Source organism: Dechloromonas sp. HYN0024, assembly GCF_003441615.1.
Taxonomy (GTDB): Bacteria; Pseudomonadota; Gammaproteobacteria; order Burkholderiales; family Rhodocyclaceae; genus Azonexus.
In genome coordinates this window covers 2598656-2611655 of record NZ_CP031842.1, presented here as the reverse complement: position 1 = coordinate 2611655, position 13000 = coordinate 2598656, and the positions used below count along the sequence as shown (strand labels likewise).

Sequence of the window (13000 nt, the reverse complement as noted above, 5' to 3'; positions counted from 1 at the left end):
GTTATCTCCAGAATTAAAAGGTTATGCAGAACAGTCTTGAACCGTAGCAGCGCTATCCCATGAGGCGATGTTGCACTGCACCATGGCCTTAATTATAGGGGACATTGTTGTATTGTCAACATTATTTTTGTGCGGTGCACAATAATAAATAAGCCCATGAAAATCATGGGCTTGAGGTGCCTTGGCCGGCCCTGTAAAGGCGCGGGTTTACAGGCTGCGCGAGTCGCGATGCACTGCTATTGTGCGTTTGGCGATCCGAGGTTGGCGGTACCTTTGAGTTCAAGGGCGCCGCCACGGGGAGCAGGCTTCGGTTCACTGTCCTTGTTTTTGGGCTGAATGACGGCGCGGACACGGGCCGGGGGGGCCTTCGGGTCGCGGCTGTCGCCGGCGGTGACGAGATATTTTTCGCTGATCGCGTCGTACCAGATGTAATCGCCCCGGACCAGGTCTTCGCCGTTCTTGACCCAGGCGCGATGGAACAGTTCGAGGATTTCACTGTTGGTGTTGTACTCGATGCGTTCGCCTTCGCCCTCGATGTATTCCTCCTTGCCTTCGCGTTTCTGGCGGAAGTGGGCGAGCCCGTTCTTGCCGCCGAAGGCGGTGCCTTTCTGGAAGCCGTACTGGTCTTCGGTGATGACGACGCGGTCGGCCTTGAGGCTCATCGTGCCTTTGGTGATCAGGACGTCGCCTTCGAGAATCTGGATTTTCTTGGCGTCGTCAATCGAGGCGCGATTCGCCTCAAGCAGCATTGGCTTGTCGCGGTCGGCCCGCTCGGCGTGCGCGGTCAGGCTGATCAGGAGGAAGAGGGTGAGCGTGGCAATTGTGATTTTCATGGCGCGGCCCTGGGTCGAATGTATACCCCGCGCGCCTGCGCATGCAGGACGAGGGTGGAGGTGTTGTTGTCAAGATCCATGCCGATGCCCTTGATCCAGGATTGTCCCTGGTTGATTTCAACCGGGCTGCCGGTAAAGGCGAGGCCGGCTTCGGGTTGGGCGGTCAGGTCAGGCATGCGGGCGACCATTGCCTGGCGGTCGGCGGTGGCTGGCCGGGTAATCACTACATTGTCCCAGAGAAAGACCGTTTCGCCCTTGGCAGTCACCCTGGCATGCTCACCGGTAACGTTGATCTGTGAGCCATCGGTGCGGTAGCTGGTGAGGATGGGCGTTTTGAGTTCGGAGGTATCGTCGTCCGGATAGTGCACGAGGTAGGGGCCGGTCAGCCGATACCTGATGTGACCCTGTTCGTCGAAACGGCGTACTTCGAAATTCTCGGCAATGGCATCCGGGTCGTGACGGAACTTGCCATCGTTCCTCGTTTCGCCACGGTCAACGGTACTTTGCAGCCAGAAGCTGAGCCCGGCCAGGATGGCCAGGACGATGACCGGAAAGACGTGGCTGGGCCAGTGCTTCATGATGCGCCGAGGTAGGGGGCGAAAGCCGCATCGAGCTTGCCCTGGGCGGTCAGGATGAATTCGATGGCTTCACGCACGGCACCCTTGCCGCCGCCCGCCTCGGTAACCATGTGAGCATGTTGCTTGACGATGGGGCGGGCATTGGCGGGGGCGATGGCGAAACCACAGCGGGTCATGGCCGGCAGGTCGATCAGGTCATCGCCCATGAAAGCCAGTTCATCCCACTGCAGGCCGAGTTTTTCGAGCAGGCCGGCGGAGACCGACCCCTTGTCGCCGACGCCGTGGAACACATGCTCGACGCCGAGGTCGCGGGCGCGGCAGGAGACGACATGGGAGGTGCGGCCGGTGATGATGGCGACGTCGATGCCGGCGCGCCGGAGCAGGACGACGCCGAGGCCGTCCTGGACGTTGAAGGTTTTCAGTTCGTGTCCGTCGTCGGTGTAATGCAGGCCGCCATCGGTCATCACGCCGTCGATGTCGAAGGCGACGAGCTTGATGCGGGCAGCGCGGGTTTGGTTGTCCATCAGATGACCTTGGCGGTGAAGAGGTCGTGCATGTTGAGGGCACCGATCAGGTGATTGTCGGCATCGACGACGAGCAGGGCGTTGATGCGCAAGCGTTCCATCATTTCGACAGCTTCGACGGCGAGGCGCTCGGGGCCGATGGTGCGCGGCGCGGCATGCATGACCGAGGCGATGTCCCCCGACTGCAGATCGATACGCTTTTCGAAGGCGCGGCGCAGGTCACCATCGGTGAAGATGCCGAGGACGACATTGGCCGGGTCGGTGATGGCGACCAGGCCGAGGCCGCCGCGCGACATGGCGATGATCGCATCGGTGATCGGGGTGGTCGGGGCGACTGCCGGCACCCGGTCGTCGGCGCGCATGACGTCGCGGACGTGGGTGAGCAGGCGGCGACCGAGCGAGCCACCGGGGTGGGAGCGGGCGAAATCCTCAGGGCCAAAGCCGCGCGCGTCGAGCAGGGCGACAGCGAGCGCATCGCCAAGGGCCAGCGCCGCTGTCGTACTGGCGGTCGGTGCCAGGTTGTGCGGACAGGCTTCCTGGCTGACGCCGGCATCGAGGTGCACGTCTGCTTCGCGGGCCAGGGTCGAGGTCGGGGCGCCAGTCATCGAAATGATCTTGGCACCCTGACGCTTGAGGGCAGGCAGGATGCTCAGCAACTCGCCGGATTCGCCGGAGTTGGAAAGGGCGAGCAGGACGTCGTCGCGGGTGATCATGCCGAGATCGCCATGACTGGCTTCGGCAGGATGGACAAAATAAGCCGGGGTGCCGGTGCTGGCCATGGTGGCGGCGATCTTGCGGGCAATGTGGCCGGATTTTCCCATGCCGCTGACGATTAGGCGGCCATGGCAGTTGAGGATCAGCTCGACGGCGCGCGAAAAATCTTCGTTAATCCGGTCTTTTAGCGCGAGGACCGCAGCCGCTTCAATGCTCAGGGTCTGACGGCCCAGTTCCAGAGCGCGTTCCGGCGAGAAGCGGGCGGTAGATTGGCTTGGGTTCATGGGCTGGCTAAGGTTATGATGCCCGAAGTATACCTGACTTCAGACACGGCCTTGAGCGCACTCTCCCTCGTCCTCCTTTTGCTTGGCGCTTCGGTGATGGCCGTGGTGGTCTTTCGGCGTTTCAATCTGCCGCCCGTGCTGGCCTATCTGTTCGTCGGCAGCGTGATCGGGCCGCATGCGCTCAATCTCATGAACGACGTGCATCGGGCCGAATATCTGGCCGAATTCGGGGTTGTCTTCCTGATGTTCTCGATTGGCCTCGAGTTCTCGCTGCCCAAGCTGTACGCCATGAAGCGCATCGTTTTCGGTCTCGGTATGTTGCAGGTGGTGCTGAGCATGACGCTGATCGCCGGGCTGATCATGCTCTTTGGTATCAGCTGGCAATTCGGTATCGCGCTGGGCGGTGTTTTCGCCATGTCGTCAACGGCGGTGCTGACCAAGTTGCTGGTCGAGCGGCAGCAACTCGATTCGCCTCACGGGCGAGAAATCATGGGTGTGCTGCTCTTCCAGGATCTGGCCGTGGTGCCGCTGCTGGTGATCATTCCCTCGCTGACCCAGCCGCCGGAAAAGCTGGCGATGCTGCTCGGCGTCGCCCTATTGAAGGCGGTGATCGTGCTGGCGGTGATTCTCGTTTTTGGCCAGCGGCTGATGCGCAAGTGGTTCCACTTCGTGGCCCGCGCCAAATCGTCCGAAGTGTTCGTCCTCAACGTGCTGCTGATTACGCTCGGGCTGGCCACCATCACCGAACTGGCCGGCCTGTCGCTGGCCCTCGGGGCCTTCGTGGCCGGCATGCTGATTTCGGAAACCGAATACAAGCTGCAGGTGGAAGAGGACATCAAGTCCTTCCGCGATGTGCTGATGGGGCTCTTCTTCGTGACCATCGGGGTCAAGCTCGATGTGCACCTGCTGGTCGGTCTGTGGTGGCAGATCCTGCTGGCGCTGGTCGCCTTGCTGCTGATCAAGGCCTTGATTGTCGGTCTCCTTTCGTGGCGTCTCGGCTCCAGTCCCGGCAATGCCATCCGCGCCGGACTCTGGTTGTGCGCCGGCGGCGAATTCGGCTTCGTGCTGCTCGGCGAAATCATTCATCTGCCTCGGGAAATTCAGCAGGTCGCCCTGACCGTACTGGTCCTGTCGATGCTCATTGCACCATTCATTGTTCAATATAGCGAACGCATCGTCGTCCGTTTCGTCGCCAGCGAATGGATGATGCGCTCGATGCAACTGACGCGGATCGCCGCCCAGTCGATGGGCTCTGAGAAGCACGCCATCCTTTGTGGTTTTGGCCGAAACGGACAATATCTCGCCCGGTTTCTGGCCCAGGAAGACATCAATTACGTGGCGCTTGATATTGACCCGGATCGCGTCCGTGAAGCGGCGGCGGGTGGCGAAAACGTCGTCTATGGCGATGTCGGCAGAAAGGAAACGCTGATTGCGGCCGGGCTGATGCGGGCCAGCGTCGTTATCGTCACGGTCAGCGACACGCTATTGGCCGAAAAAGTCCTCCATCACGTTCAGGAATTGCGCCCGGATCTACCGGTCGTCGTTCGTACGGTCGACGAGCGCGACATGGAGCGTCTGTCCCGCGCCGGTGCTGCCGAGGTTGTTCCCGAGGCGCTGGAGGCCGCCCTGATGCTCGCCTCGCATGCGCTGGTCCTGGTCGGCGTGCCGATCAACCGCGTCCTCAAGCGCATCCGCCAGACGCGCTCCCAGCGCTACAGTCTGCTGCGCGGTTTCTATCGGGGCATGACCGACCGCGACCACGATGAAGAGGACGAGCACCAGCCGCGCCTTCACTCCGTTCTTCTCGCCTCTGGTGCGGCGGCCATCGGACGGACGCTGGATGATCTCAATCTCGATGAACTGGGCTGCGAGGTCAGCGCGGTTCGCCGTCGTGGCATCCGGGCCATGGAGCCGGCCCCGGAGACGCGCCTGGAAGAGGGCGACGTCGTGGTTGTCCTTGGCTTGCCGGAGGCGGTCACTGCCGCCGAGGATCGCCTGCTCCAGAAATGAAAAAGCCCGCCGAAGCGGGCTTTGAGAGGGGGCAGCTTTGACTTACAAACCCATGCACACGATGTAGCTGGTCGCATCATCCACATTGGCTCGCGCCAGCGCGACATTACCCCGCGTGTGATTAAGTGCAACGACCCGCATCGAACCGGAGTCGGTATTGCCATCATCCATGGTGGTGTCGAGTTGCTTGGCGAATTTGCCGAGGATGCCTTGCGAGCAAACGACATAGGAGCCTTGAAGGAAGGTCGCGTTATCGGTGTTCTTGATGAAATGAGCACTGCCGCTTTCGATGCCGATACGGCCACCGTCGGCATTGGTTGGCCAGTAAGTGTTGTTGTTCGCGACAACGGTGCCGCCGCTGGCCAAGCCGGCCAGACGGGCATGCTGCCAGAACAGCATGGATTCGTCGGTTACCAGCGCCGTATCCCAGTTGCCATCAATGACACCATTGCCTTGAGAGGCGGCGGGTGTCGTGGCTAGCGTTGCGCCAGTGACGTTGGTGGCAACATTCAGGTCATCACCGGGCAGGGCCTTGAACTTGTCCTGGTAGCCGTAGATGAACAGCGGAATATTTCTGAAATCGTTGGCGAAGTTCTTGACCTTCGCGCTATTGATCAACTCCTGTCCCTTCAGAACACCACCGAGCAACAGCCCGATAATGACCAGGACGATGGCGATTTCGACAAGGGTGAAGCCCTTTTGGCGGGAATTCATGGCATGCTCCGTTTGATATTTTGCTTAACCATACGCAAATTTTGTGCCTATGCGTTTGGGCGTAGATCTGACAATTTTCTGACAAGAACTGGCTGTGGGGTGTCGAAATATGGACAGGGTGTCTGATATATGAACATTGGAATCGTCAGTTTGACGGCACGCCGCCTGGCCGTGTGGCCGCATTTTCTCCTGGCTGCGCATTTGTTCATGTTGCACACCCTGGCTTTTGGCGGCTGGCAAATTCCGGCTGTTCGCCTGCTGTGGGTGGTGGCGCTCGGCCTTTTCCTGATCTGGCAACCCTTTGTGATCGGCGAGCAGCGCATCGAATTCCGTCAGGGCGGGGTCTTGTTCGCACTGGTATTGACGTCGACCCTGCTGCTTGGGCCGTGGTTGCTGCTGGTCTGGTGTGGCGCTCTGGCGGCCGCGATTGGCGGTCGGGTGCTGGGGACCGAGCGGCGTCGGGAGCGCTTGGGCTACCTTCTGGCCTTCGGTTATCTGATCTGTGTCATCGTTCTTGGGGCGGTCCCGGAGATTTCTCCGGTGGTGGCACTTGATCCCCTACTGCGCAGCGTTTTCGCCCGCTTCATGCCTCTGGTGCTGCCGTTTCTCCTGCTATTTCCGGCCGAGGCACGGCAGCGAAAGGCCGCCCAGGCCTTTGACCTGTTCTATGGCGTGATGGTTTTTCTGATCCTTGCTGTCTTTATCCTGGGCGCCCTAGCCTACATGCTGTTGGCTGGCGCTGGTTATGTCGAGGCGCTGTTCAAAACCTCACTCGCTGTTGCGGGGGCCTTGCTGGTCGTTGCCTGGGCATGGAATCCACATAGTGGATTTGCCGGTATCGGCGCGGCGATTTCGCGTTACATGATGTCCGCCGGGATGCCGCTTGAGGAGTGGCTGGCCAGACTGGCCGAGGAGAGCGAGCGGCACGCCGATCCGGTGCTGTTTCTCGATGCGATTATCGGGCGCCTGCAGGAAATTCCCTGGGTCGTCGGAGTCTCGTGGACGGCCGGGCCGCGTCTGGGCTTGTCTGGTACCCAGACAGGGTACGGGCATACGTGTCAGGCCAACGAGATTTCGCTGTCGGTCCACTTTCGCCAGGCGCCGTCACCGGCCATGGACTGGCATGTCGAGTGGCTGCTGCGCCTGGCAGTCGAGTTTTATCTGGTCAAGGCGCATACCCATCGGTTGCAGCGCATGGGCTATGTCCAGGCCATTTACGAAACCGGGGCGCGGGTGACCCACGATGTGAAGAATCTCCTGCAGTCCTTGCAGGTACTGTGCTATGCCGCCAACCAGCCGGGCGATCCGGCCGAGGTGGCGGCCTTGCTTGGCCGTCAGTTGCCGCAGATTACCGATCGCCTGAAGGCGACGCTGGATAAATTGCAGTCCCCCGACACGGAGCGCCTTCAGTTAGGGGCGGCTGCCGTATGGTGGCGTGCCTTCAAGGAGCGCTACGAACATTTGCCGGTGGTCTGGCTGGGCGAACCCACAGCGGGCGAGACCTTGCCTGGAGCCTTGTTCGACAGCGTTGCCGAGAACCTCTTGCAGAATGCACTGGCCAAGCGTCAGCGCCAGCCGGGGCTGACCATCAGTGTGCGCTTTGCCGATGGATGCCTGATCGTGTCGGACGACGGCTCTGCCGTGGCCCCTTCGTTGTCCTGTGCCTTGTTCCGTGAGCCGGTGGCGTCGGAGGATGGCCTGGGCATCGGTCTGTATCACGCTGCCCAGCAGGCTGAAGGGGCGGGCTATCTGCTGGCGCTGTCCGACAATCGGCCGGGCTGCGTCGCCTTTTCCTTGTCGCCTCGACGTTAGGGGTTGGCTTCCCGCAAGCGGTCCAGTCGATAGACCACGGTATCGCCCTTGCCCTTGAGGTGCAAAACCTTGGGCTGGTCGAAGCAAAAGTGCTCGGCTAGTCGCTGATAGGTGGTTTCGTCGACGTGGATCATGCCCGGCGTTCCTTCGCTGGTGATCCGGCTGGCCAGATTGACGGTGTCGCCCCACAGATCGTAGATGAATTTCTTTTTGCCGACGACGCCTGCTACCACCGGTCCGGTACCGATCCCGATGCGGACATCGAGATGCATGTCGTTTACCGTGAAGTCGCGATGCAACAAGTCGCGCATGGCGACGGCCAGTTCGGCGATCGACTGGGTGTAGTTGCTTTGCTCGTTGTTGAGGCCGCCCGCCACCATGTAGGCATCACCGATGGTCTTGATCTTCTCGGTGGCGTGGTGTTCGGCCAGTTCATCGAAGGATGAAAAGATCCGGTTGAGCATGGCAAAAACCTGCTGCGGCGTCATTTTTTCGGCGATCCGGGTGAAATTGACGATGTCGACAAACATCACCGTGACGTCGGCAAAGCCGTCAGCGATGGTCTGGCTGTCATGCTTCAGGCGTTCGGCAATGGGGCCGGGCAGGATGTTGAGCAGGAGGCGTTCGGAGCGTTCCTGTTCATCTTGCAGCAAGCGGTGGGTGGCCTCCAGGCTGGCCTGGGCCTTGGCTTTTTCCTGCACCGCGTAGCGCAGAAGCAGGTAAACGATGCTGGAAATCGCGGCAAAGTTGAGGGCAAAGAAGAATACGCTGGTCCGGGTCGATACCTTGGGCGCATTGCTGGCCAGGGTGTCGGCCAGGAAGTAATCAAAAAATCCGGAAAGCGCAGTGAGGAAAATGTAGGCGATGAACCAGGCCAGCGATTCACGCACGCCGAAGAACAGGACTGCACCGATCGGCGCGAGCAAACCCCAGAGGCTGGTGCCGCTTGCCGTGATGAAATTGCCGATGCTCCACTGGACGGCAAACGGGGCAAACAGAAAGAGCGCCAGCTGCGAATAACGGAAGCGGTCGAAATTGCCGCTGCGCAGGTAATACAGCAGGTTGCCGACAACGGCCAATTGGAAAATCAGCGGGGCCGTCGCCGAAAACTGCGGCCCCATCTGCCCGTACAGGAACAGCCACAGCATCGATCCGGCGCTGACGAGGCCGGTGGCGAAAACCAGCAATGTCTTTTTCAGGCGTGTTTCGGCATCATCTTCGGGACGGACGCCACCGGTACGTAGGGCAACAAGAAAGGGAGGGCGGTTCACGAATTGTGTCTTGGCTACGACAAAGTTATTCGGAACTCAGTGTGGCAGTCGACGTCTCCCCGGTCAATATGCCGAAAGGCAGGGCGTTGGTTCGCTGGAGCTCGCCGTAGGTCAGGGCGTAGGCAAGCAATGCCTCCTTGGCCAGCAGTAGCGACTGCTCGGTCTTTTGCTCCCGTGCCAGATGAATCCGTTGGTTGTTCCAGGTTGTCAGGAACAGGGTGCTGGCAAAGCCGAGGGTGAGAAAAAGCAGGAGCAGTGCATGCCCTTGCTGCGCCTGGTGCGGGTCAGAAATTCCGAACCGGGTATGGCTTCCCTGGCGGCATTTGCGTTCGGAAATAGCTGGAAAACGTGTGACCGACATCGGTTGGCTCCAGTAATTTGGACGCCACCCGATTCTAATTAAGTTTTCAATTCGAGGTGAATAAAATTGACAATGGCATAATCAGGTCGGTGCGGATGGGGAGGGGAGGTGGTACGGCTACGGTATTGGTTGTGCCCTTCCCTTGGCAAGAAAGACTATGCCTACGCAATCATTGGCTCGGCTAACGCCGGCATCGCCAGTTACGGCCGTCGCTCACCCGGCTTGATGCGGATGCTGCCGCCCCGCAGCAGACTCTCCTGCTCGCCGGTGGCCGGATTGAATGTGTCGCCAACCGGGGTGCGGGCCGGCGTGGTGCTATCCCAGTTGGCTTCCCCATTGATCCAGCGCATGCGACGCCCGTTGCTGCTGCGGACTTCACCATTGATGGTCTGGCTGGCTTCCGCTTCGCCGCTTCCGGGCTGGAAGCGGGGGTTGTGCTGGCGCTGCAGATCAAGCCTGGCCCGTTGTTGCGGGTCGAGGAAGAGACGGCCGAGGGTGGAGGTGTCGGCGATGCTCGGCGAATTGGCGAGGGCCAGCAGGAGAAGGGCGAGTGATCGGCTGAGCATCATTTCCTGTCGCTCATGCGGCGGGCCGTCAGCCACTGCATTTCGCACTCGGCAGAAAGCTGGGCCGGCGTTTGCCGGGCATCGGTCTGGACTGGCAAGGGTAAAAGCTTGCAGTTACGTACGATAACCAGGGCCGCGGCATCTTTTTCGAGGCGGGCGAGGAAGTTGAGCAGATCCTCTTCGTGCAGCAGGCGGAGCTGAATGCGCAGCGGACTGGCGTACCACGCGTAGGTGGCATCATCCGTCTTGTCCAGGCTGGCTTGGGCCCCGAACTCGTAACTCATGCCGGGAATGCGCAGGTCGCGCTGGATGTCGCGCAGCGTTTCTATCCAGTCGAGCCGCTTTTCATCACCGGTGATGCCGGCGTTCTGCAGTCGCTGGAGGAGTTGGGTTCGTTCCTTGATGTCCTGTTCTTCGGTACGTACCTGACGCAGGCGTTGCTCGATCTGGTTTTTCGCTGCTGTTGCAGCCTTGCGCTCCTGTTCGGCCTTGCCGGCCTGGACCTGGCTTGCCCAGGCGAGCAGGCCGGCGACCACGAACATGAGCAGGGCGGCAAGCAGAGGACCGAGCAGTTTGGGAAAATCGCGGCTGGTCAGCTTCATGGCGCGCTGCTCCTGACGATTTCAACGGCAAACTGTCGGGGTTGGGCGCTTTCATCCTGCCCGTCGCTGCTGCGCAGGGTATGCCCTGATTCAATGTCAAAGGGGCGTTGCAGGATATTGATGGTGTTGGCCGGATCAGCGCGCAGGGCTTCGACAAACTGGTCAAAGACCGCGAGTATTTGCCGGGTGGTCGCCCGCTCAAGGCGAATCGAGCCACGCACGGTGGTGACCTCCGGCCCGCCTCGGCGGGCCACGACGGCGACGGGTGCGGTGGCCGCACCCCGGTTGGGGCCGGCATCCTGGCCATTCTTCCAGTCGATGCCCTCAAGCACGATTGCCGGCATACGATCGAGAACATGGCTGACCATGGCGAAGCTCGAGGCCGGCTGGCGTTTCTGGCGGAGAAGTTCGCTGTAGCGGTTGGTCATTCGCCGCAGCGTATCGTTGTCCACATCGAGTTGCGGGAAGGTGGCCGAGATTTCCTGATAGCGCCGGGTCAGATCGGCCTGGCTGGCCTGCAAGGCGTTTGTTTCGGTGCGCAGGCTCTCGGCGTCGTAGGTTTCCTTGGCGGCGAACAGGACGCCGCCGAGCAGGGCGATCAGGCCGGTGGCGATCAGGCTGCGACGAATTTGCGACAGGTGGAAGTGGTGGCGATGGGCTTCGCTGGCAAATTGCTGCTCTGGCGGTGCGGTGGCCAGCAGATGAAGAAAGAGCAGGTCACTGCGATTGTCGTCAGGCAGCGTTTGCAATTTGAGCTTGGCGGCGGCGACGTGGCTGTCGATCAGGGTGAATTTGAGCGGGCCGTTGTCGGTGCTGACTCTATCGATGGCCGGGATGGTCTGGGGGTGGCCGACGATAAAGGTTGGCAGGCTTTCGCTGCGGCCGATCAGGCGTTGGCCGATCAGGTATTGGTGCAGTTTGCCGGATTCGGCAACCAAGGCACTGGCAATCCCGGCAATGCTGCTGTCGGTGAGCGGTGCCATCCGCGAGAAATGGGGATGGCCGTTGACCAGATAGGTTTCGCGGATCGAATGATCCTGAACTGTCAGCAGCAGGCAGCGATGACAGTTCTGTCCCAGCTTCCTGAGCAACTGGCCACCCAGCTGGGCAATGGTGTAAATACCGGCCAGGGAGACTTCGGCTTCGTCGATACGATGCAGCCACGGCTCGAAATGGGCCGGGTTGGTCAGGGCCGAAAGGAGGAGCTGTTCATTTTTGCGCTGGGTCTTCTCGTAGCCCAGCGAGGTCGCCGTGGTTAACGATGTGCTGAAAAAATGCTGGCCGATCTTGCGCGAAATCAGTGCCTGCCGGTCGCTGCCCCTGACGAAAGGGATGGTTTCGAGGGCATGACCTTCTTCGGCGACATTGGCGATCAGGGAGAACTGGCTGCCGTGATGCAGCCCCAGGTAGTCGGCAAACTGGCGATGACCATCGTCGTTGTTGTCGAACACGCCCTCGGCCCGCAGGCTGCCCTGCTGCCAGCCGTAGGCCGACAGGCGATGGGTGTTGAGATAGAGAAGGCGGCTGGTCACGTTTTTATCTTGCTGATGACGTCGTAAATGGGACCGATGACCGACAGCATAATCCAGCCAAGCAGGGCGCCCATGAAAAGAGTCAGCATCGGCTCGATCAGTGTCTGGGCCTTGCCGACGGCTTCCTTGACGTCACGGTTGTAAAAATAGCTGACGTTGAGCAGTGCCTTGTCCAGGCCACCGGTACTTTCGCCAATGCGCAGCATGCGGACGACGAGGGGTGGAAAGAGCCCGGCATCGTGAAAGGCGCCGGCCACATTCTGTCCTTCGCGGATCGACTGCTCGACCCGCTCCAGCGCCTTGCGCATGACCAGGTTGCCGACAATGGCCTGGGTCGTGCGGATCGACTCGAGGACCGGGATGCCGGACGCGTAAAGCATGGCAAAAGTGTTGGCAAAGCGGGCCAGAATGATCTTTTGCAGGATGCTGCCAACGACCGGCAGGTGCAGCTTGATTTCATCCATGCGAAAGCGCACCAGCGGATTGCTGCGCAGCGCCGCCTGCACGACCACAACGGCCAGTACCGGGAGGGCGAGGAAGACATACCAGTAAGCAACCAGCAGGTCGGAGATGAAAAACAGCAGCTTGGTATGGGGCGGCAGCACCTGCCCCATGTTCTTCACGAACATCTTGAGCTGCGGCACCATGTAGATCATCAGGAAGAAGGTGGCAGAGAGCACGATAGTCGCGACAAAGGCCGGGTACATCAGCAGCTTCTTCGTGTGCGAGGCCAGTTCGTCCTCCCATTTCAGCGACTCGGTCAGGCTGTCCAGTACCTCGGGCAACTGGCCGCTGGTCTCGCCGGCCCGGATGAGGTTGACGAAGACCTGACTGAAAATTTCGGGATGGGTATCCATCGCATGCGACAGGGTCTGGCCGCCTTCGATGCTTTCGATCATGCCGGCCATGACTTCGCGGAAGCGGGGGTGCTCAACCGAATCGCGCAGGTCGGTCAGCCCTTCGAGGATGGGGACGCCGGCCCGGGTCAGATGTTCGAGGTGAAAGCAGAAATTGATCAGTTCAAGGCGCGGTACGCGCTGCGCCCCAAACAGGCTGCGATGGGTGATCGGCGTACCGTTGATAAGGTCGAGATTCATCCGCCGCAGGCGCATCTCAAGATCGGTCAGATTGATCGCATCGATCCGGCCGTAAGTCATCCGCCCTTCTGCGCTGACCGCCTTGTAATCGAAAAGCATGCC

13 protein-coding genes are annotated in these 13000 nt (G+C 60.6%); 2 read left to right on the top strand and 11 right to left on the bottom strand.

The window, feature by feature from the left end; translation table 11 throughout:
- Positions 1 to 236: 236 nt before the first annotated feature.
- From lptA to HYN24_RS12500, 4 genes are read right to left on the bottom strand one after another with little or no spacing between them, the layout of a single operon-like run.
- Positions 237 to 833: a lipopolysaccharide transport periplasmic protein LptA gene (gene lptA, locus HYN24_RS12515; protein WP_117609558.1), complete on the bottom strand. Its 597-nt coding sequence runs from the start codon at positions 831 to 833 to the stop codon at positions 237 to 239.
- Complete coding sequence (gene lptC, locus HYN24_RS12510; protein ID WP_117609557.1) at positions 830 to 1411, bottom strand: LPS export ABC transporter periplasmic protein LptC; 582 nt, start codon at positions 1409 to 1411, stop codon at positions 830 to 832. The genes lptA and lptC overlap by 4 nt, the downstream gene beginning before the upstream one ends.
- The gene (locus HYN24_RS12505; RefSeq protein ID WP_117609556.1) at positions 1408 to 1935 is read right to left on the bottom strand and encodes an HAD family hydrolase; all 528 of its coding nucleotides are present in this window, start codon (positions 1933 to 1935) and stop codon (positions 1408 to 1410) included. The genes lptC and HYN24_RS12505 overlap by 4 nt, the downstream gene beginning before the upstream one ends.
- Entirely contained in the window at positions 1935 to 2933 is a 999-nt protein-coding gene (locus HYN24_RS12500) for an SIS domain-containing protein (protein ID WP_117609555.1), read from the bottom strand. The genes HYN24_RS12505 and HYN24_RS12500 overlap by 1 nt, the downstream gene beginning before the upstream one ends.
- Positions 2934 to 2948: 15 nt before the next feature.
- On the opposite strand from HYN24_RS12500, the gene HYN24_RS12495 reads away from it, so the two are divergent.
- Complete coding sequence (locus HYN24_RS12495) at positions 2949 to 4943, top strand: monovalent cation:proton antiporter family protein (RefSeq protein WP_240327670.1); 1995 nt, start codon at positions 2949 to 2951, stop codon at positions 4941 to 4943.
- A gap of 42 nt (positions 4944 to 4985) precedes the next feature.
- Here HYN24_RS12495 and HYN24_RS12490 read toward each other — a convergent pair whose 3' ends face one another.
- Complete coding sequence (locus tag HYN24_RS12490; protein WP_117609554.1) at positions 4986 to 5657, bottom strand: prepilin-type N-terminal cleavage/methylation domain-containing protein; 672 nt, start codon at positions 5655 to 5657, stop codon at positions 4986 to 4988.
- A gap of 129 nt (positions 5658 to 5786) precedes the next feature.
- Here HYN24_RS12490 and HYN24_RS12485 point away from each other — a divergent pair, with 129 nt between their 5' ends.
- Positions 5787 to 7469: a sensor histidine kinase gene (locus HYN24_RS12485; protein WP_117609553.1), complete on the top strand. Its 1683-nt coding sequence runs from the start codon at positions 5787 to 5789 to the stop codon at positions 7467 to 7469.
- Here HYN24_RS12485 and HYN24_RS12480 read toward each other — a convergent pair.
- The 6 genes from HYN24_RS12480 to HYN24_RS12455 form a co-directional block, all read right to left on the bottom strand.
- Positions 7466 to 8740, bottom strand: a complete 1275-nt coding sequence (locus tag HYN24_RS12480) for an adenylate/guanylate cyclase domain-containing protein (protein ID WP_117609552.1) — start codon at positions 8738 to 8740, stop codon at positions 7466 to 7468. The genes HYN24_RS12485 and HYN24_RS12480 overlap by 4 nt on opposite strands.
- 25 nt (positions 8741 to 8765) lie before the next feature.
- Positions 8766 to 9101 carry a hypothetical protein gene (locus tag HYN24_RS12475; protein ID WP_117609551.1) on the bottom strand — a complete coding sequence of 112 codons (336 nt, stop codon included), beginning with the start codon at positions 9099 to 9101 and terminating at the stop codon, positions 8766 to 8768.
- 200 nt (positions 9102 to 9301) lie between these two features.
- The gene (locus tag HYN24_RS12470; protein ID WP_162888729.1) at positions 9302 to 9670 is read right to left on the bottom strand and encodes a hypothetical protein; all 369 of its coding nucleotides are present in this window, start codon (positions 9668 to 9670) and stop codon (positions 9302 to 9304) included.
- Complete coding sequence (locus HYN24_RS12465; RefSeq protein ID WP_117609549.1) at positions 9667 to 10269, bottom strand: hypothetical protein; 603 nt, start codon at positions 10267 to 10269, stop codon at positions 9667 to 9669. The genes HYN24_RS12470 and HYN24_RS12465 overlap by 4 nt, the downstream gene beginning before the upstream one ends.
- The gene (locus tag HYN24_RS12460; RefSeq protein ID WP_117609548.1) at positions 10266 to 11801 is read right to left on the bottom strand and encodes a hypothetical protein; all 1536 of its coding nucleotides are present in this window, start codon (positions 11799 to 11801) and stop codon (positions 10266 to 10268) included. The genes HYN24_RS12465 and HYN24_RS12460 overlap by 4 nt, the downstream gene beginning before the upstream one ends.
- Positions 11798 to 12997 (bottom strand): type II secretion system F family protein, encoded by a 1200-nt coding sequence (locus HYN24_RS12455; RefSeq protein WP_117609547.1) that lies wholly within the window; start codon positions 12995 to 12997, stop codon positions 11798 to 11800. Before HYN24_RS12455 ends, HYN24_RS12460 begins: the two co-directional genes overlap by 4 nt.
- Between the last annotated feature and the right edge of the window lie 3 nt (positions 12998 to 13000).